The 19,753-nt window shown below is 71.4% G+C and carries 17 protein-coding genes; 12 read left to right on the forward strand and 5 right to left on the reverse strand.

The window, feature by feature from the left end; all coding sequences use genetic code 11:
• Positions 1-399 (reverse strand): VOC family protein (locus PV363_RS01650; protein WP_301021555.1); only part of this gene is annotated, 399 nt, incomplete at its 3' end.
• Positions 400-487: 88 nt separating this feature from the next.
• Between PV363_RS01650 and PV363_RS01655 the strand changes: the two genes are divergently transcribed.
• The 4 genes from PV363_RS01655 (at position 488) to PV363_RS01670 (ending at position 5,094) form a co-directional block, all read left to right on the forward strand.
• Positions 488-1,432 (forward strand): WYL domain-containing protein, encoded by a 945-nt coding sequence (locus PV363_RS01655; RefSeq protein ID WP_301021556.1) that lies wholly within the window; start codon positions 488-490, stop codon positions 1,430-1,432.
• A gap of 66 nt (positions 1,433-1,498) precedes the next feature.
• On the forward strand, positions 1,499-2,425 hold the full coding sequence (locus tag PV363_RS01660; RefSeq protein WP_301021557.1) for an NADP-dependent oxidoreductase: 927 nt from the start codon (positions 1,499-1,501) through the stop codon (positions 2,423-2,425).
• Between the two features lie 71 nt (positions 2,426-2,496).
• On the forward strand, positions 2,497-3,897 hold the full coding sequence (locus PV363_RS01665) for an aldehyde dehydrogenase family protein (RefSeq protein WP_301021558.1): 1,401 nt from the start codon (positions 2,497-2,499) through the stop codon (positions 3,895-3,897).
• Positions 3,898-3,942: 45 nt separating this feature from the next.
• Complete coding sequence (locus PV363_RS01670) at positions 3,943-5,094, forward strand: peptidoglycan DD-metalloendopeptidase family protein (protein ID WP_301021559.1); 1,152 nt, start codon at positions 3,943-3,945, stop codon at positions 5,092-5,094.
• Between the two features lie 6 nt (positions 5,095-5,100).
• Here the strand turns inward: PV363_RS01670 and PV363_RS01675 are convergent, their stop codons facing one another.
• Positions 5,101-6,462 carry an APC family permease gene (locus PV363_RS01675; protein WP_220345156.1) on the reverse strand — a complete coding sequence of 454 codons (1,362 nt, stop codon included), beginning with the start codon at positions 6,460-6,462 and terminating at the stop codon, positions 5,101-5,103.
• 69 nt (positions 6,463-6,531) lie between these two features.
• Here PV363_RS01675 and PV363_RS01680 point away from each other — a divergent pair, with 69 nt between their 5' ends.
• Both PV363_RS01680 and PV363_RS01685 read left to right on the forward strand, forming a co-directional pair.
• The gene (locus PV363_RS01680; RefSeq protein ID WP_301021560.1) at positions 6,532-7,677 is read left to right on the forward strand and encodes an aminotransferase class I/II-fold pyridoxal phosphate-dependent enzyme; all 1,146 of its coding nucleotides are present in this window, start codon (positions 6,532-6,534) and stop codon (positions 7,675-7,677) included.
• Positions 7,678-7,771: 94 nt separating this feature from the next.
• Positions 7,772-9,121, forward strand: a complete 1,350-nt coding sequence (locus PV363_RS01685) for an HNH endonuclease signature motif containing protein (protein ID WP_301021561.1) — start codon at positions 7,772-7,774, stop codon at positions 9,119-9,121.
• 29 nt (positions 9,122-9,150) lie between these two features.
• On the opposite strand, the gene PV363_RS01690 is transcribed toward PV363_RS01685, so the two are convergent.
• Positions 9,151-10,200: an NAD(P)-dependent alcohol dehydrogenase gene (locus PV363_RS01690; RefSeq protein WP_220341780.1), complete on the reverse strand. Its 1,050-nt coding sequence runs from the start codon at positions 10,198-10,200 to the stop codon at positions 9,151-9,153.
• A gap of 73 nt (positions 10,201-10,273) precedes the next feature.
• On the opposite strand from PV363_RS01690, the gene PV363_RS01695 reads away from it, so the two are divergent.
• The gene (locus tag PV363_RS01695; RefSeq protein ID WP_301021562.1) at positions 10,274-10,993 is read left to right on the forward strand and encodes a hypothetical protein; all 720 of its coding nucleotides are present in this window, start codon (positions 10,274-10,276) and stop codon (positions 10,991-10,993) included.
• Here the strand turns inward: PV363_RS01695 and PV363_RS01700 are convergent.
• Positions 10,984-11,856 (reverse strand): hypothetical protein, encoded by an 873-nt coding sequence (locus PV363_RS01700; protein ID WP_301021563.1) that lies wholly within the window; start codon positions 11,854-11,856, stop codon positions 10,984-10,986. The genes PV363_RS01695 and PV363_RS01700 overlap by 10 nt on opposite strands.
• 3 nt (positions 11,857-11,859) lie before the next feature.
• Positions 11,860-12,735, reverse strand: coding sequence for a tryptophan 2,3-dioxygenase (gene kynA, locus PV363_RS01705; protein ID WP_301021564.1), 876 nt, complete (start codon positions 12,733-12,735; stop codon positions 11,860-11,862).
• A gap of 32 nt (positions 12,736-12,767) precedes the next feature.
• Between kynA and PV363_RS01710 the strand changes: the two genes are divergently transcribed.
• The 5 genes from PV363_RS01710 (at position 12,768) to PV363_RS01730 (ending at position 19,695) form a co-directional block, all read left to right on the forward strand.
• The gene (locus tag PV363_RS01710) at positions 12,768-14,855 is read left to right on the forward strand and encodes a penicillin acylase family protein (protein WP_301021565.1); all 2,088 of its coding nucleotides are present in this window, start codon (positions 12,768-12,770) and stop codon (positions 14,853-14,855) included.
• 54 nt (positions 14,856-14,909) lie between these two features.
• On the forward strand, positions 14,910-16,019 hold the full coding sequence (locus tag PV363_RS01715) for a hypothetical protein (RefSeq protein WP_220341776.1): 1,110 nt from the start codon (positions 14,910-14,912) through the stop codon (positions 16,017-16,019).
• Positions 16,016-17,044: an asparaginase domain-containing protein gene (locus tag PV363_RS01720; RefSeq protein ID WP_220341775.1), complete on the forward strand. Its 1,029-nt coding sequence runs from the start codon at positions 16,016-16,018 to the stop codon at positions 17,042-17,044. Before PV363_RS01715 ends, PV363_RS01720 begins: the two co-directional genes overlap by 4 nt.
• Positions 17,045-17,189: 145 nt before the next feature.
• Positions 17,190-18,782 (forward strand): heme peroxidase family protein, encoded by a 1,593-nt coding sequence (locus tag PV363_RS01725; protein WP_301021566.1) that lies wholly within the window; start codon positions 17,190-17,192, stop codon positions 18,780-18,782.
• Positions 18,783-18,873: 91 nt separating this feature from the next.
• Positions 18,874-19,695, forward strand: coding sequence for a DUF72 domain-containing protein (locus PV363_RS01730; protein WP_220341773.1), 822 nt, complete (start codon positions 18,874-18,876; stop codon positions 19,693-19,695).
• The last annotated feature ends 58 nt before the right edge of the window (positions 19,696-19,753 follow it).

The following is a 19,753-nucleotide window of genomic DNA, read 5'->3' on the forward strand; positions in this document are numbered from 1 at the left end:
CACCTCCAGGTAGTGCGGATTGTTCATGATGCCCAGGAGGTTGCCGAAGGGGTCGACGACCGACGCCGTCACGAATCCCGTGCCGCCACCCTGCTCGGTGATCGGCAGGTGCGGGGTCGCGCCGAGGGCGAGGAGACGGTCGTGTGCTGCCTGCAGGTCGTCGACATGCCAGTAGGTGACGGCTCCGGCCGGCCCGGACGGACGGTCCGCGGGCGCGTACCGCGCGTCGATGATGCCGAGCTCGTGCTCGTAGTCGCCGACCCGGAACTCGATGTAGCCGGGCGCCCCCTCGGAAGGGAACGCGTAGTACGGGTCGGCGCCGAGCACCTCGGCGTACCAGTCTCGGGCAGCGGCGAGGTCGTCGGCGTAGAAGCTGATGGTGGCGAGTCCGCGAAGCATGGTGGTGGTCCTCTCTGATGGGGTGGTGATCCCAGCCTGCCCCGTTAAGTGATCACCTTCTGAGCACTTTCTTTGACAAGATCGGGACATGCGTGCGGACCGTCTTGTCGCCACCCTCCTGCTCATGCAGTCGCGGGGACAGGTCACCGCTGCCGAGGTGGCGTCGGAGCTCGAGGTCTCGGTGGCGACCGCGCGGCGTGACCTGACGGCTCTGTCGTCCGCCGGTGTCCCGGTCTATGCGCGACCAGGGCGTCACGGGGGCTGGTCGCTCGTCGGCGGCGCCCGGACGGACCTGACGGGCCTCACCGCGTCGGAGGCCCGGACGCTCTTCCTGCTCGCAGGCCCGGCGGCGTCCGGATCCCCGGAGCTCAAGGCGGCGCTGCGCAAGCTCGTCCGAGCACTCCCACGCACGTTCCGCGAGGACGCCGAGGCGGCGGCCGAGGCGGTCCACGTCGACGCGACCCCGTGGGGTGGAGCCGACCGGTCGCGGCCCCCGCTCGTCGAGCGCCTCCAGGACGCCGTGGTCCGGCGTCGACGCGTCCGCCTCGTGTACGAGGGTCGCGGCGGTGAGACCGAGCGGCTCGTGGACCCCTGGGGGCTCGTCGACAAGGACGACCGCTGGTATCTCCTGGCGGGGACCGAGCGGGGTCGACGAACGTTCCGCGTGGACCGGGTGCGTACGGCGGAGGTCACCGACGAGTCGGCCGAGCGACCCGACGACCTCGCGCTGGAGGAGGCGTGGGCGGACGTGGTGACCACGATGGAGCGCCGACGATCCCTGGTGTCCGCCGTCGTGCTCGTCGACAGGCGATTCGTCCCCGTCCTGCGTGACCACTTCGGTCAGCACTGCACTCCCGAGCCGCCGGCCGCGGACGGCCGGGCCCGTGTCAGGGTCGCGGCCCACACGGCGGTGTCGGTCGCCGAGCAGCTCGCCGGCTGGGGAGCACGGGTCGAGGTCGTCGAGGGAGACGCGGTGAAGGAGGAGCTCCGCAGGATCGGTGCCGAGCTCCTCTCCCGCTACGGCGAGAGATGACCTCGCCGGGGCATTGGCGTCGGGCACGTTCGGAATGCGCGGCTGCCCGGCACGGTTCGTCCCTGCATGAGAGCTATCGCGTACGAGGAGTTCGGAAGCGCTGACGTCCTGAGCCTCCGCGACCTGCCGGAGCCGCACATCGGCCCCGACACGGTCGTGGTCAAGGTGATCGCCGCAGGCGTCAACCCCGTCGACTACAAGGTTCGAGAGGGTCACCTGCAGGGACTGATCGACGTCGATCTGCCGGCCGTCCCCGGCTGGGACGTCGCGGGTGTGGTCGACAAGGTCGGTCTCGACACCCCGGAGCTGGAGGTCGGCGACGAGGTGTTCGCGTACGCCCGCAAGGACGTGGTCTCCGGCGGCACGCTCGCCGAGTACGTCGCCGTCCCCGTCCGCACCCTGGCCAAGAAGCCGTCGACCATCGGGTTCGAGGAGGCCGCAGGCGTCCCGCTCGCGGGACTGACCGCCCTGCAGACGATCCGGCGGTCGGGTCTCGTCGCGGGTCAGACGGTGCTGGTCCATGCTGCGGCCGGAGGCGTCGGCTCGTTCGCGGTGCAGCTCGCCGTGCACGCGGGTGCCCGGGTCGTCGGTACGGCGTCCGAGCACAACCACGACTACGTGCGCTCGCTCGGTGCCGAGCCGGTCGCGTACGGCGACGGTCTCGTCGAGAGGGCTCGCGCGGTGGCAACCGGCTGGTTCGTCGTCATCCTCGACTACGTCGGCGGCGAGGCCGTGGACACCGCGCCGGACCTCCTCGCCGACGGCGGCCGGATCGTCTCGATCACCGACCCGCGTGCCCGTGACGAGCTCGGCGGCGCTTACGTCTGGGTCCGCCCCGACGCCGACGACCTCGCCGAGCTGGCGACGCTGATCGATCAGGGTGTCGTCAAGGTCGAGATCGCTGAGGTCTTCGATCTCGAGCACGCCGCCGATGCACACCGCACGGTCGAGAAGGGCCACACCCGCGGCAAGGTGGTCGTGCGGATCGGCTGAGGTGCCTGATTGGCCAGCCGGCGTCGGGGTACGGGGCGGACGACCCTTACCCCGACGCCGAGGGAGCCGCTGTGCCTGGCGCTGAACCGTACGACTCCGACCTGCTGACCGTCCTCGATCCCGCGGACGGCTCGCTCGTCGGCACTCTGGAGTGCGCCGCGCCGGCCGAGGTCGGGGCGGCGGTCGAGGCCGCCGCCAAGGCTGCGCTGGACTGGGCGCGTACCGCGCCGGCCGAGCGTGCCGCGTGCGTGGCGGAGGCCGCCGCCCGGCTTGCCGCGTCCGCTGACGCACTTGCCGTCCTCACTACCCGCGAGATGGGCAAGCCGCCCGCGGACGCTCGCGGGGGAGTCGACGCCGGTGTCGCGACGTTGCGCCAGTACGCCGAGCTCGGTCCCCTCCACCGCGGCCGGTCGTTGCAGGGAGGCTGGGACGCGACCGATCTGATGGTGCCGCAACCACGGGGCGTCGTCGCCGCGATCACGCCGTGGAACGATCCCGTCGCGGTGCCGTGCGGACTGATCGGCGCTGCGCTGGTGACTGGCAACACGGTCGTCTTCAAGCCCTCCGAGCGCAGCCCGCACACGGGCGTCGAGCTGGCCCGGGCGTTCGCCGAGGTGCTGCCGCCCGGAGTGCTGCAGGTCCTCGTCGGCGACGGCCGTACCGGGGCCGCGCTCGCTGCGGACCCGCTCGTCGACGTCGTCGCGCACGTCGGTTCGACCCTGACCGGGCGGGCGATCGCGCAGGCCGCGGCGCGCACCGGTGCCAAGGCCGTGCTGGAGAACGGCGGGAACGACCCGATGATCGTCGACGCCGGGGTCGATCCGGTGTGGGCAGCCGAGCAGGCGGCGCTCGGCGCGTTCGCCAACGCCGGGCAGATCTGCACCTCGATCGAGCGGATCTACGTTGCCGAGCCGGTCGCCGCCGACTTCCTCGACGCGCTGGTCCGGCGCGCGAAGGCGCTGGCGGCCGGCTCGGGCGTCGAGCCTGCGACCGAGCTCGGGCCGTTGGTCGACGAGCGCATGCGCCGGAGCGTCCACGACCAGGTGTCCGAGGCGATCGTGGACGGTGCGACGTTGCTCGCCGGCGGTGAGGTACCCGACGGTCCGGGCACGTTCTATCCGGCGACGGTCCTCACCGACTGCACCGATGCGATGACGGTCATGCGTGAGGAGACCTTCGGGCCGGTGGCCCCGGTGCGGGTGGTGCCGGACTTCGACACCGCCCTGACGGCGGCGATGACGGGGCCGTACGGGCTGGCGGCGGTGGTGCTCACCGCCGATATGGAGCACGCCCAGCGCGCGTGGCGGGAGCTGCAGGTCGGCACGGTGAAGGTCAACGCCGCGTTCGGAGGCGCGCCGGGCGGTGCCGCGCAGCCTCGGGGGGCGAGCGGGTCGGGCTTCGGGTACGGACCCGAGCTGCTCGACGAGATGACGACGACGAAGGTGGTCCATCTCGGTACGCCGAGGGTTTGAGTCACGACCCCGGCCGGTGGAGCGGGCGTCGCGTAGGTTGCAGAGATGCGACGTGCGTGCCTCCCGCTCCTCGCGAGCGCGCTGCTGGTCCTCTCCGCGTGCGGGTCGTCGAGCGACGAACGCACGGAGCCCGCGACGGTGTCCGCCACCGCGGCGACCCCGAGCGAGCAGGCCCCGCCGGACGTCGGTGTCCTCCGCCTCCAGGCGACGCAGCAAGCGACTGCCCGCTCGTGCGGACCGCGGGACGTCAGCGTGGCCCTCACCTCCGCGGAGCCGGCACTGGGACACCGTTACGCGAGGGCGGTGCTGCGCAACAACACCGGCTCGGCCTGCGTCGTCGACGGGTTCCCCGGCATCGGGGGACGGGGGGAGAGCGGCGACCCGCTCGAGCTGGCGGCCGAGCACCGGCAGCGTACGGGGGAGCGCACACCGACGGAGGTCGTGCCCGTGCCGCCGGCGGGTGAGGCGTATGCCAACGTCGAGTGGACGGGCAGCCTCGCCGGGGCCGAGACGGAGCGGATCACCGTGCTCGCGATCCAGCTCGCCGAGGGACAGCCGCCTGTCGTCGTCCGCACGACGGAGTCCCTCGATATCGGCAACGGGACCACGGTCCGGATCGGGCCCTGGCAGGCGGCGCCGACTGCGCAGGCAGCGCCGACCACGCAGTCGGCGCCGGCTCAGCGCGTTGCCCCGGCGTGCAGGGTGGGCCCGGGCCGAACCCCTTCGGGAGTGAAGCGCTTCTGGACGAGCGACACGCGCTGCTACGCCTCGCGGTGGTTCGCCGGCGCCCACCGGCGGATGATCCCGTTCGGCTGCACCCGCGCGCCGTGGTACCCGCCTTCGAGGCGCTGCGCCGGCGGCAGGGGGTTCCACCACGGGCTCGACATCGACATGCCCCGCGGCACGCCGGTCTACGCCGGGGTGTCCGGGCGCGTCGTGACCCGCGGTCTCGGATCGGCGTACGGCACTCGGGCGGTCGTGATCCGTTCGCGCGGGCGTGACGTCCTCCTCGGCCACCTGCGATCACGCCGGGTGAAGCACGGCGAGCGTGTGAGCAGAGGTGACCTGATCGGGCGCAGCGGGGCCCGAGGAGCGCCGGACGGGCCGCACCTGCACCTCGAGGTCCGGCCGGCGCGCGGGTCGTACCGGACGGCGGTCAGCCCGCGGCGGACCGTGGGCCTGACTGCCGTGAGGTAGCGCGGGCTAGCGGCTCTCGGAGTCCTGGGCGTCCTGGGAGTCCTCGCGGTCGTCGCCGCCGCTCGGTCCTACGAGCCGCGCCAGCAGGTGCAGGACGACCCCCACGGCGAGCAGCGCCGCTCCGAAGACCCACACCATGCCCCTCTGCTGGGTGAGGAGGACGACGCACGAGATCACGCCGAGCACCGGGACGAACGACCAGACCCTGAAGTGGTCGTGGTCCACGACGTCACGCCGCAGGACGAGGACCGCGACGTTGGTGCTGATGAACACGAAGAGGAGCAGCAGCACCACGGTCTCCGCGAGGGTGGCGAGATCGCCCACGAGGGTCAGCCCCATCGCCACGGCGGTGGTGGCGAGGATGGCCACCCACGGCGTCCGCCGGCGCGGCAGGACCGCACCGAGGACCGGTGGCAGCAGCCCGCGCTCCGCCATGCCGTACGTCAGGCGGCTCGCCATGATCATCGTCAGCAGCGCACCGTTCGCGACCGCGACCAGCGCGATGGCGCTGAACAGCTCGTCCGGGATGCCGAGGTCGGTCGCGTCGACGACGGTGGTCAAGGGTCCGGTGGACTCCGACAGCTCTGAGGGCGGAAGGGCGATCGCGCTCGCCATCCCGACCGCCACGTAGGCCATCCCGGCGACGACCAGAGCACCGAAGAGCGCCCGGGGATAGATCCGCGATGGATCGCGGACCTCCTCGACGATGTTCGCCGACGTCTCGAACCCCACGAACGAGTAGTAGGCGATGATCGCCGCTCCCAGCGTAGCGGTCAGCGGCGCCGCGCCCTCGGGGAACTCGGTCACCCGCCCAACGTCACCGCGTCCGTCGCCGACCATGATCCCGACGGCGACCACGACGAGGACCAGCCCGCTCACCTCGATGACGGTCATCACGAGGTTGGTCCCCATGGACTCGCGGATACCTCGTGCGTTGAGCGCGGCCACCGCCGCGAGGAAGAGGACGGCGGCCAGGGTCGTCGGGACGTCGACGAACGTGCCGAGGTAGTCGCCGGAGAACGCGAGCGACAGCCCGGCAGCGCTCGTCACCCCGGCGGCCAGCATGGAGAACCCGACGAGGAACGCGAGCAACGGGGAGCCGAAGGCGCGTTCGGCATAGACCGCCGCACCGCCTGCTCGCGGATACTTGGTGACCAGCTCCGCGTAGGAGCCCGCCGTCAGCAGGGCGAGGAGCAGCGCGATCAGCAGCGGGAGCCAGATCACGCCGCCGACGTCTCCTGCGAGGACGCCGACGAGCGCGTAGATCCCGGCGCCGAGCACGTCGCCGAGGATGAAGGCGAAGAGGAGAGGGCCGGTGATCCGCCGGTTGAGCCGCGTGTCGGTCGAGGTGAGGTCGTGCGAGGTCATGGCATCGAGCCTGACAGAGCACAGCGGATCGCACAGACGACGCGCGGCCCGGTGCGGCACGATGGCGGGGTGAATCCGCTCGAGATGCTCAGCCTCGACGACCTGCACGCGCGGACGAGTGTGAAGTGGCGTCTCCACCCGCCTGACGTCCTGCCCGCCTTCGTGGCCGAGATGGACGTCGTCCTCGCCGAGCCGGTGGTGCGTGCGCTGAGCGACGCGCTGCGCCGGGGAGACACGGGCTACCCCAGCGGTACGGGGTACGTCGAAGCCTTGGCGGCCTTCGCGTCGACACGGTGGGGTTGGGACGGGGTCAGCGTCGAGCGGTCGGCGATGGTGGCTGACGTGATGACCGGCGTGTCGGAGGTGCTCCAGCTGGTCACCGAGCCCGGCTCGCCGGTGGTCGTGAACCCACCGGTCTATCCGCCGTTCTTCGGCTTCGTCTCCAAGATCGGCCGGCGTCCGGTGGACGCGCCCCTCGGCGCTGACGGGCGCCTGGACCTCGAGGCGCTCGGTGAGGCGTTCGCCCGCGCCGCGACGACCGGACTGCCGGTGGCGTACCTCCTCTGCAACCCGCAGAACCCGACAGGGACCGCTCACCGTCCCGACGAGCTCGCGTCGGTCGCGCGGCTCGCGCACGAGCACGGGGTCCGCGTCGTCGTGGACGAGATCCACGCGCCGATCGTGCTGGACGGCGTCCGGTTCACCCCGTACCTGTCGCTCGAAGGGACCGACGACGCCTTCGCGGTGATGTCGGCCTCCAAGGCGTGGAACCTCGCCGGCGCGAAGGCCGGTGCGGTCCGCGCGGGCTCGGCCGCCGGGGACGACCTGGGACGGATGCCCGAGGTCGTGGCCCACGGCCCCCGTCACCTGGGGGTCATCGGGCACACCGCTGCGCTGCGCGACGGAGGGGAGTGGCTCGACGAGGTGCTCGCCGCCCTGTCCGCGAACCGCTCCCACCTGGCCGACGAGCTCGCGCAACGGCTCCCCGGCGTACGGCTGCGGGAGCCGGAGGCCACCTATCTGGCGTGGTTGGACTGTCGCGCGCTCGGACTCGGGGACGATCCGGCCGAGACCTTCCTCGAGCGCGGACGGGTCGCCCTCGGCTCGGGTCCGACGTTCGGGACCGGGGGAGCGGGTCACGTCCGGGTCACCGCCGCGACGTCGAAGCCGATCCTGTCCGAGATCGTCGAACGGATGGCAGCGAGCGTGGGGTGATCGGAACTGGTCCACAGGTCGCCGACCGCGGGACTGTTCCACAGGTCGTTCGACGACCGGCCGCCGCGCCGTTCCGATGCGCCACGATGAACGTATGTTCGATTCCAGCCGATATGCTGCGCTCAACGAGGCGTTCGATGCGGTCGTGGAGATGCCTCACGAGTTTGCCGACACCATGCAGACCCGGGCCGCGTTGAGGACTCTCCAAGCGATGTCCGACCGCGCCGAGGGGCTTCGCGCGAGGCTGCTGCGCCAGATGGACGAGACGGGGGCTTACGCGGATGACGGCGCCTCGTCCACGTTGTCGTGGGCGCGCCGCGAGCTGCGGCTGAGTGCGGCGTCCACGGCGCGGCTGCGAGCCGCCGGGCGCACGATGCAGGTACTTCCGGGAGTCGGTGAGGCGATGCTCGCCGGCGAGATACGACTCGATCACGTCGCCCAGTTCACCGGCGGCCTTCGGCGCGTGGACACCGCCGTGCTTGCCGACGCGACGCAGCAGATCTTGCTGCCGCTGGCCAAGCAGGCGGCTCCAAGCGACCTCGCCGTGGCGATCGACCGACTCGACGAGGTGACCCATCCGTCCAAGGTCGACGAGGCCTGGCGGCGGGGGATGGACAGACGGGACGTGCAGGTCACCCGCGCAGGTGACGGCTACCACCTAGCGGGGTTCGTCGACATCGTTCTCGGCGCCAAGCTGGCGTCGTTCCTCGTCGCGGCATCGGCGCCGCGATCGACCGGCCCCGGTGAGGCGGACGGCCCGGCTGGGAGCGCCTCGTGCGCCGACGAGCGTCCCGCGTCGCAGCGTCGGACCGACGCTCTCCACGAGCTGCTGGACACCGCGATCGCGGACGGCATCCCCGGCGACAAGGGCGTGCGACCGCAGTTGCACGTCACCGTGGAGGCCGAGTGGTTGTCGCACCAGCCCGGGTCCGCCCCGCCCACGCTCCAGGGGTACGGCGTGATCGGCCCGGACCTCTATGGCTACCTCGCCTGCGAGGGGGACCACACGACGGTCCTCACGCACGGGACGACGAGCGGGAGGACACCCTATGCCGCGGTGCTCAACGTTGGACGCACACGACGACTCGCGACCCGCGCCCAACGGGTGGCAGTCCGCGTGCAGCAGGACGGGCACTGCGCCGCACCCGGGTGCAGTCACACCAACCTCGAGCTTCATCACGTCTCGTGGTGGGAACGGGACGGCGGCCGGACCGATCTCGTCAATCTGGTGGGACTCTGCCGGGCCTGCCACCTGGCCGTGCATGCCGGCCGACTCGGAGTCGAGCGCGACGAGGCGGGCGGGTTCGTCTTCCGGCGAGTGCACGGGCCGTCACGGCGGGCCATCGAGGATCGAGACCGCATCCACCGCCGTCGGTTCCGCGACTACCTGCACGCTCTCGGGGTGGCTCGCGACGGCGCGTTCGAGCCTGCATCGCGCCAGTAGGTGACCGCACCCTGCGGTTCACTCGAGCGTCATCGCGCCGGGATGGTGGACGTGTCGATCACGAAGCGGTAGCGCACGTCCGAGGCGACGACCCGGTCGTACGCCTTGTCGACGTCGTCGGCGCCGATGGTCTCGATCTCGGCGCCGATGCCGTGCTGCGCGCAGAAGTCCAGCATCTCCTGGGTTTCGCGGATCCCTCCGATGTTGGACCCGGCAAGGCTCCGTCGCCCGCCGATCAACGAGAACGCGCGGAACGACTGCTTGTTCTCCGGTGCTCCGACGAAGACCATCGTCCCGTCGAGCCTCAGCGCGCGGAGGTAGGCGTCGACGGGGAGGTCCGCCGAGACGGTGTTGATGATCAGGTCGAACGAGCCCCGCAGGCGCTTGAGCGTCTCGCGGTCCCCGGTCTCGTAGTGGTCGGCCCCGAAGCGGATCCCGTCGTCCTTCTTGGACAGCGTGTGGCTGATGACCGTCACCTCAGCACCGAGCGCGTGCGCGATCTTGACCGCGAGGTGCCCGAGACCGCCCATGCCGACCACGGCGACCTTCGTCCCCGGGCCAGCTTTCCAGTGCTTGAGAGGGGAGTACGTCGTGATGCCCGCGCACAGCAGCGGCGCAGCGACATCGAGCGAGATGCCTTCGGGGATCCCGAGGACGTACGCCTCATCGACGACGATCTGCGTCGAGTAGCCGCCGTAGGTGGGGGTCCCGTCCGCATCGCGCCCGTTGTACGTCGGCACGTTGCCGCTGAGGCAGTACTGCTCCTCACCGGCACGACAGGTCTCGCACTCGCGACACGAGTCGACGAAGCACCCCACGCCGACGCGGTCGCCGACGGCGTACCGCGTCACGGCCTCGCCGACCTCGGCGACGACCCCGGCGATCTCGTGGCCGGGGACCATCGGGAAGATCGCGGTGCCCCACTCCTCGCGCGCCTGATGGATGTCCGAGTGGCAGATCCCGGCGTACGCGATGTCGATGAGCACGTCGCCGGGACCAAGAGCGCGGCGGTCGATGGTCGCGCGTTCGAAGGGAGCTCCGGCGGACGCGGTGACCAGGGCAGGGACGGTGAGGCTCATCGGCACTCCTCGAGAACAGGCAGCAGATCCTCGGCGAGTGTCGCAGACGCCACCACGGGGTACCCGCTCAGACATGACGTCGCCCCGTTCCATAGCCGCTGTCCCCGCTCACGTGGGTGGCGGTCTGCTCGCCGGGGCGTCGTTCGGCCTCGCTGCGCTCCGACGGTTCACCGCGAAGCCGCTGCACCCGCGTGGTGCGGTCGTGGAGGCGACGCTGACCCGCAGCAGGGTGCAGGACCGCGCCCGTGCGAGCGGTGTCGCCTGGATCGACGGTGCGGGTGTCGACCGGGTGCTCGCCCGGACCTCGAGAGCGGTGGGGCTACCAGCCAGGGTTCCGGACGTGCATGGGTTGGCCCTGCGGGTGCCGACCGGACCAGGTCGGCACGGGGACCTGCTGCTCGCCTCGACCGGGTGGGGCGGCGTCGGCCGGTTCTTCCTGACGGCGAGCCGCGTCCCGACGGCACGGCCGCTGACCACCTTGCTGCCGTACCGCACCGCTGGCGGCCCGGTGCTGATCGGGGCTGAGCACATGGACGGAGACGGCAGGGTCCGGCTGTCGTGGGCGCGTCTCGCGGGGCCGTGGCACGCCTTCGCTGTCCTGGAGCTCCCCGCTGCGCCCGGTGTCGGCGCCGACGCCTCGGTCGACTTCGACCCGGTGCGCTGCACCCTGCCCGGCCTGGAGACGTACGCCTGGGTGCGCCGTGTGCGAGAGCCTGCCTATGCCACGGCCCGCGCGGCTCGATCGAGCCGAGGCGTCGGCAGGCGCGTCGAGAGCCGCAGCCGTCAGCGCTGACGGACCGCTTGTGCCGAGGCGAACCACATCGGGACATCGGCCTCCCGCGGGGGTTCGTCGATGGGGATCCGAGTGGCCATGCCATCGGGATGCAGGGTCATGGGCCACGGGTCGGTCAGGGCGTCGAGGATGGTCTCGCGATCGAGACCGGCGCGGATCATCGCGGCGATCTCGCGCGGATTGACGCCGAGCGGGAGGTCACCGTTGCCGAGGTCGGTGCCGTACAGCGCGCGACCGCCCGCGGCGTGGAAGACCCCGAGGTTCGTGACGGCGGTCTGCTGGCCCGACCCGCTGTCGCGGTGGATGTCGAGCGTCGTGACCCATCGCTGTCCTTGGTCCACCGCGCTCTGCACGAGCGAGGCGTCGAGCGGCTCGGTCCACGGGGTGTGGGCGAGCGCGTGGATGCCCACCTCGACGGCGAGCTCGGTCATCCCCGTCCCCTCCACGTGGGCGGCGACCGGGACTCCGTGCCGCTCCGCCGCAGTGACGACGCCGGCGAGCGTCGATCGGTCCGGCACCGGTCCGGCGTCGGTATTCAACGTCACCTTGACGACCGTCGCACCGCTCGCGACCTGCTCGGCGACCGCCTCCGCGGCATCGGCGGGGGAGCGGATCTCACGCACGGCGCCGTCCGGGCACCAGGGCCGTGCGCTCGGGTAGCCGCCGGGCGCAGCGAGGAACGCACCGGCGTGCCGGACGTACGGCAGCCCCGCCGCGTCGGCAGCGGCGGCGAGGGAGGCCACGGCCGGCGGTGCACCGCCGAGATCGACCACGCCTCCCAGTCCGCCCGCGAGGAGCTGCGGCACGTCGATCAGCTGGAGGTGGACGTGGTGGTCCACGAACGGCGGAAGGAGACCCGCCACGGGTCAGCCGCCGATCTCGGTCCGTACGGCGAACAGCTCGGGGAAGAACGTCAGCTCCAGGGCACGCTGCAGGAAGGGCACCCCGCTCGAGCCACCCGTGCCGCGCTTGGTCCCGATGATGCGCGAGACCGTCCTGAGGTGACGGAACCGCCACAGCTGGAAGTTGTCCTCGAGGTCGACGAGCTCCTCGCAGGTCTCGTACGCCGACCAGTGGTCGTCTGCGTCGGAGTAGATCGACGCGAGGACCGGCACCAGGTCGGGGCGGAAGGTCCACGCCTTGGTGACGTCGCGCTCGAGCACGTCGGCGGGGATGGCGTAGCCGGCCCGAGCCAGATAACGGAGGAACTCGTCGTACAGGCTCGGTGCCTCGAGGACGTGCCGCAGGATCTCCCGGTGGGCCGGGTCGGCGTCGAAGACGGCCAGCATCGCCTCGTTCTTGTTGCCGAGGACGAACTCGACCGCGCGGTACTGGTACGACTGGAACCCGCTCGCGTTGCCGAGGACGCCGCGGAACTCCGCGTACTCGGTCGGCGTCAGCGTCGCGAGGACCGACCACTGCTCCGCCAGCGTGCGCTGGACGTGCTTCACGCGCGCGATGCGTTTGAGCGCCGGTCCGAGCTCGTCGGCGCGGAGGAGGGCGCACGCACTCTCCAGCTCGTGCAGCACCAGCTTGAGCCAGAGCTCGGTGGTCTGGTGCTGCACGATGAAGAGGAGCTCGTCGTGGTGCTCCGGCCTGCTGATCGGCCGCTGCGCCGACAGCAGGGTGTCGAGATCGAGGTAGCCGCCGTAGCTCATGCGGTCGGAGAAGTCGGTGACGACACCGTCCTCGACCGTACGGGTGTTGGCGTGCACTCCGTGCCTTGTCTCGTCTGAGCTCACCCGAACACGGTAGGTGATGCCACACTTCGGGCATGAACGCCCGCCTGTTCCGCGACGCGTACGGGGTGCCGCACGTGCGTGCGGAGTCCCTCCTCGAGCTGGCGGAGGCGCAGGGACGGGTGACGGCTCGCGACCGCGGTGACCAGATCCAGGTCGAGCACTGGCGAGCGCAGGGCACCCTCGCCGAGCACATCGGGCGCGATGGCGTCGCGTGGGACCGCTTCGCCCGGAGCGCGCGGATCGCGGACACCGCACGGCGGGCGTCAGAGGCCCTCGACCCCGACGACCGGGCGTGGGTCTCGGCCTACGTCGACGGGGTGAACGCCGTCCTCCCCGAGGCTCGCTGGCCCGAGTGGGCGCCGCTGGGGATCCTGCACGTCACGCACCTCCTGTTCTCCGACCTGCCCTCGCTGCTCTGGCGAGAGCACGTCCGGCGAGCTCTCGGCGACGCGTTCGTCGACGTCTTCCACGCCGACACCGCGACCGGGTCCGGGAGCAACGCGTGGGCGCTGCACGGCTCACGGACGAGCACCGGCGCCCCGCTGCTCGCCGGAGACCCGCACCGCACCATCGGGATTCCCGCCGTCTACCAGCAGATCCGCCTGGCATGCCCGGGTGTGGACGTGGTCGGCCTCGCCTTCCCGGGAGTGCCGGGTGTCCCGCACTTCGGTCATGCGGAGAAGGTCGCGTGGGGCATCACGAACGCGGCCGCTCACCACGTCGACGTCTTCCGCGAGCGCCTCCGTCGCACCGAGAGCGGGGAGGTCCAGGCGTACGGCCCGGCCGGGTGGGAGGCCGTGGCGTCGGGGGAGGAGGTGATCGCTGTACGCGATGACGATCCGGTGGCGGCCGGCTGGATCGAGACGCCGAGGGGCCTCGTCGTCGCAGGCCCCGGTCTCGGCCCGGGCTTCGGTCCCGAGCGGCCGGGGTACGAGGTCTTCGCCTACTCGGCGCGGTTCCCCGCACGCGCCACCTCCGACCTGGGGACCGCCGCGCTGCGGCCGCTCCTGCAGGCGCGGTCGGCCGAGGAGGTCGCCGCCGCCTTCGGTCGCTGGGTCGACCCGGTGAACCGGGTGCTGACCGCCGACCAGGACGGGAAGGTGCTGAGCCTGACTGCCGGGCGCGTGCCGGAGACCGGTGCCACGGCCCGACGTCGATCTCGCGACGGCTGGGAAGCCGGGGTCGAGAAGGTCGCGTGGAGGCGGCTGCCGCCCTCTCGCGCGATCCACGACTGCGCCGTCGATGCGAACGAGCGCCCCGAGGACCCGGCGCTGCGGCTCGGGCACGCCTACTCTCCGCCGCACCGGGCGAGGCGGATCCGTACGCTCCTGGACGAGCTGCTCGACGGACGAGGAGCGCTCGCCGTCGAGGACATGCACGACATCCACCGCGACACGCTCTCCTCGAGCGCAGTCGGCCTCCTCCATCACCTCCCAGCGCCCGGGGATGCCGCCGTCTCGGCGCGGGCTCACGAGCTGGCCGCACGCCTGCGGGCGTGGGACGGGCGGATGGACGCCGCGAGCGTGGAGGCTGCCGCCTTCGCCGCCTGGCGCAGCGCACTGGTGGGTCGGCTGGCCGATCTGCCCGCGCTGGCGGCGTTGCACGCCCCCCACGAGATGGGACCGGTGCTCGACCCGTGGTTCGACGTGCGCGCGAGGATCGCCGACGGCCTGGGCGTGCTCCTCGCCGCCGACGGGCCGGCCGGCCCGCTCGGCATCGACTGTGCTGCCGTGGCGCGCGACGCCTTGGAGGACGCGGCGGCCCGAGACGGCGGTGAGGCCTGGGGCGACCGTCATCGGCTCGAGCCCCAGCGCGTGCTCGCCGGCGTGCCCGGTGCCGCGTTCGCCCGACTGCCCAGAACAGGTCTCTCGGGTGACACCGACACCGTGCGGTCGACCGCGACGATCCCGGGAGTCAGCGACGTCTGTTCGCGAGGGTCAGTCGCTCGGTGGATCTGGGACCTGTCCGACCGCTCCCGGAGCAGGTGGGGGGTCCCGTTCGGTGCGGCCGGTGATCCTGCCAGCCCTCATTCGCTCGACCAGCACGAGCACTGGCTGGACGCCCGGACGGTGCCGATCGCGACCGGCTGGGACGCGCTCACCGAGGAGCACCTGCCGTGAGACCTCTCGACGCTCCGCTCGTCGCGCAGCTGGGCGCCGACTAGGAGGACGCGGATGAACGAGTCGGTGGACATGACGGTGTTCTGGGCAGTGGTCGCCGCGCGCCTGCTGGTCCCGTTGCTGATCTTCACGTTCCCCCTGCCGGGGATCGTCGCCTGCATGCTGCTCGACGGTGTCGACCAGACGATCTTCCAGACCTTCACGTCGCTCGACCTCACGCACTACCAGAGCTATGACAAGGCGCTCGACGTCTTCTACCTCTCGCTCGCCTACGTGGCCACGATGCGCAACTGGACGAGCCGCCCGGCGTTCGAGGTGGCCCGGTTCCTCTTCTTCTACCGCCTGGTGGGGACGACGATCTTCGAGCTGACCGGCGGCACCCACCGGTGGCTGCTGCTGGTCTTCCCCAACACGTTCGAGTACTTCTTCATCTTCTACGAGCTCGTGCGTCTGCGATGGGACCCGAAGCGCTTCTCGATGCGCTGGTGGATCGCCGCGGCAGCGGTGATCTGGGTCGTCATCAAGATCCCGCAGGAGGCGTGGATCCACGTCTTCAAGCTCGACCTGACCGACACCATCCGTGACGTCGACTGGTTCCTGCCCGCGATGGTCTTCGCGGCACTCGTCCTCGCGGCGGTCTTCTGGTTCGTCGTACGACCGCGGCTCGCCCCACCCGACCACGCCTGGCAGGTCGTGGCGCCACCGATCCCCGCCGAGATCGACAGGGAGCGGGAACGCGCGGCGTTCCGGGTCGCGCACGGCAAGGTCCTGGATGCCCAGCTGGGCGAGAAGACCGTGATCGTCGCGCTCGTGAGCATCATCATCGCCAACATCGTGCCGAGCGTGCGTACGTCGCCGTTCGACATCGCCGTGAGCTGCACCGTGCTGGTGGTCGTGAACTCCTTCCTCGGACTGTGGACAGCCCGACGCGGTGGTGGACTCGAGTCTGCGGTCACCACGTTCTTCGCGCTGTCGGCGCTCAACATCGGACTGGTGCTGGTGGCGAGCCTGGTCCTCCCGAACAACGAGCAGTTCTTCCTCACGGCTGGCTTCTTCTTCGTGTTCCTCCTGACGCTGATCGTCAGCCTGTACGACCGCTACCGTCCTGTGCTCGACGTCCGGACAGGTGGCGGGCGAACGGGACCGGTAGCCTCGGCGCCGTGACCGACGGCCTGACGACACGCGGACGTGCCGATGTCCGGACGTCGCCGGGACTCGGCGGGCGGCGCGGCGTCCTCGTCATCGTCACCGGCGGCACCGCCACCATGTCGCCGGGATCCGGCGGCGGCCTGGAGGTCAGTGCCGAGGGCGTCGACGTGCTGCGGGCGGTGGTCGACGGATGGGCGGCGGTCCGTCACGTCCCGGCCGAGCTGGTCCTCGACCTCCCGCTGCGAGACAGCGCGGAGATGGGTCCGCAGGACTGGAACCGGTGGCAGCGGCAGATCCGTGCGGCGCTCCCGTCGGTCGCCGGTGTCGTCCTCGTGCACGGCACGGACAGCATGGCCTTCAGCGCCGGCGCTCTCGCGTACGCGCTGGCCGACGCCCCGCGTCCGGTGGTGCTCACCGGAGCCCAGCGTGGCCCGAACGAGCCGGGGAGCGACGTGGCGGACAACCTGAGGCTCGCGCTCGACGCCGCCATCGAGGACCGGCCCGGGGTCTCGGTCGCGTTCGCCGGGCGCGTTCTCGCCGCCGCGACGGCATGGAAGCGCTCCACCACCGACCTCGACGGCTTCGCCGGTGACCCGGGCACCAGCCGGCGCCGGTCGGCACTCCTGCCGGTCGACCGCTTCCAGGCGTACGCCGCGGAGCGGTTCGTCGCCCTCGCCACCGTCACTCTCGACCACTGGCACGACCAGCTCGCCTGGTCACGGGAGCCGGCCGGTGTGGTGGTGCGGGTGTTCGGGGGCGGGACCGCCCCGCGTGACCCGGTGGCCGAGTCACGACTGCTGGACCTGCGCGACGCGGGGATCCCGGTGGTGGCGGTGAGCCAGACACCGGCGGCCGTGGTCGATCTGACCCGGTACGCCGCCGGTCGGGTCCTGGTGGAGGGAGGCGTGGTCAGCTGTGGGGCGATGACCGTGGAGGCGGCGTACACGAAGCTCCACTACCTGCTCGGCTGCGGGCTCACCTACGACGAGCTGACCGCGGCCCTGGCCGAGGATCTCGTCGGCGAAGCTCGCCTGGCCTGACACGACCTGGCTGATTTGTCCGATTGCAATCACGCCTGATCGTGACCCTCGTGCGGGGCAGGCTCGAGATCGGCGGGCCCTCGACCGCCACCACGCCGGCGCTGTCGTGCCGGTGTCTCGGGAATCCACCTGCGAGGAGAGCACCATGGCCACAACCACCGGGCACGAGACGACCTCCGCCGAGGAGCGCCCGCCCACACCGGCGCCCGAGCCGACCACGCCCACGAGGCCGGTCCACCACGGGGCGTCACAGCGGGGGATCGACATGATCCCGTCGTCGTCGTTCAAGTCCGGCCGCTTCGGACGGATGTTCCGACACCTCCCGGTGTTCGAGCATGCCGCCGACGACATGACCGCTCTGGCACAGCGCATGGTCGAGCCGGCCGGACCACCCGCCGCAGAGAACCCCGACATCCCGTCCGGATACACCTACTTCGGGCAGTTCGTCGACCACGACATCACGTTCGACCCGGTGTCGAGCCTGCGTCGTCAGAACGACCCGGACGCGCTGCACAACTTCCGTACGCCGCGGTTCGACCTGGACTCGCTGTACGGGCGCGGTCCCGCGGACCAGCCGTACCTGTACGACGACTCCGGCCCGGTGACGAAGATGCGGCTCGGTGAGGACGTCGGCGTCGTCCCGACCGAGACCAGCGGTGCGGGGCCCGACCTCCCGAGGAACGAGCCGCGGCAGCGCACGAGCGGTGAGGAGGTCTTCTTCGGGCGGGCGCTCATCGGGGATCCCCGCAACGACGAGAACCTGCTCGTGTCACAGCTCCACGTCTCGATGCTGCAGTTCCACAACCGCGTCGCCGACGTCGTGGGAGCGACCACCCCGCTCACTGGCGACGACGCGTTCAAGGAGACCCAGCGCCTGGTCAGGTGGCACTACCAGTGGGTGGTCGTGCACGACTTCCTCCGGCGGATCGTCGGTCAGGCGGTCGTCGACGACATCCTGCGCACGGAGACCTTCGTCTCCGGCCCCGACGGGGCGACGACGTCCTTGGTACGGCCAACGTTCCAGTTCTACGAGCCGGCCCACGAGGCCTACATCCCGGTGGAGTTCGCCGTGGCGGCCTACCGGTTCGGGCACTCGATGATCCGCGGCCGCTACCACATCAACGACTTCGTCCGGAACGCACGAGGGGCGCAGGGCCCCATCCCGATCTTCGGCACGGAGCTGCCGCCCGACGAGCTGTCGAACCTCAACGGCTTCCGTCGCCTGCCTCCCCAGTGGGCGGTCGAGTGGAAGTTCATGGTCGACATGCCTGGCTCGGATACTCCTGCGCAGGCGTCGCTGCCCATCGATACGCAGCTCGCGCGGCCCTTGGCGGACCTTCCGCTCTCGGTGTCGGCACACCCGCCGCACGCCCTCGCGGAGCGCAACCTGCAGCGCGGGGTCGCGCTCGGGCTTCCGGCCGGCAACACGGTCGCCCGCGCGATGGGCGTCGACCCGCTCGACGCGGCCACGCTCGGGATCGGCGACCTCAGCGAGGACCTCCGCATGCATCCGCCTCTGTGGTTCTACATCCTCAAGGAGGCCGAGACGCTCGCGGACGGCAAGACGCTCGGACCGGTCGGTGGGCGAATCGTCGCCGAGGTCCTCATCGGTCTCCTCAACGAGGACCCGCTGTCGTACCTCAGCGTGGAGCCCAACTGGAGGCCGCAGGCACCGATGGCCCGCGACGACGGCAGCTTCGACCTGCCGCAGCTCCTGCGGTTCGCCAAGGAGGGATGATCACCGTCCGAACCTGCGCGTGACGAACCCGGCGGTGGAGATCAGCGCTCGTACGTCGGCATGGCCGATACCGGGCCGTTAGCGTGGAGCCATGGCAGGGTCGCGACGCGTTCGGGTCGGGATCTCGGGCTGGAGCTACGGATCATGGCGCGGCGACTTCTACCCACGAGGGCTCAGACAGGCCGACGAGCTGGCCTACGTCGCGCAGCGCATGGACACCGCTGAGGTCAACGCGAGCTTCTACCGACTGCAGCGGCCGACGACGTACGCGCGCTGGTACGAGGCGACGCCGCAGGGCTTCCGGTTCGCCGTGAAGGGCAGTCGTCTGCTCACGCACCTCCTTCGGCTGCGCGACGCGGAGCAGCCGCTCGCGACCTTCCTCGCCTCCGGCGTGCTCGCGCTGCGCGAGAAGATCGGGCCGCTCCTGTGGCAGCTCCCGGCCCGCGGCGCCCCCACCCCGGAGTCGCTCGACGCGTTCTGCAGCCTGCTGCCGCGCACGTACGGTCAGGCCGTCACGCTGGCACGCCGGCACGGACCGCAGGTCGGTGGCGATCGTGTCTGGCTGCCGGGCGCCGTCGAGGGAGGGCAGCGCCCGATCCAGCACGCGGTGGAGGTCCGGACCACAGACGGGCTGGACGAGGTCGTCGAGGTGCTCCGGCGCCACCGCGTCGCACTGGTCGTCTCCGACGGGGCAGGCCGGTGGCCGATCATCGAGAGGCCGACGGCCTCGTTCGCCTATGTGCGGCTGCACGGCCACACCGACCTCTACCACGGTGGCTACTCGGTCCAGCGGCTCCGGACCTGGGCCGACCGCATCAGATCCTGGGACCAGCCGACGTGGGTGTACTTCGACAACGATGCGGACGGACGCGCCCCGTACGACGCCGTCGCCCTCGGTCGGATCCTCGGCTGATCGGGACTCGTCACGACGACGTGGCCGCTGCGCTCGCGACCGGCGGGGCGACCACGGC

Source organism: Mumia sp. (assembly GCF_028803055.1).
Taxonomy (GTDB): Bacteria; Actinomycetota; Actinomycetes; order Propionibacteriales; family Nocardioidaceae; genus Mumia.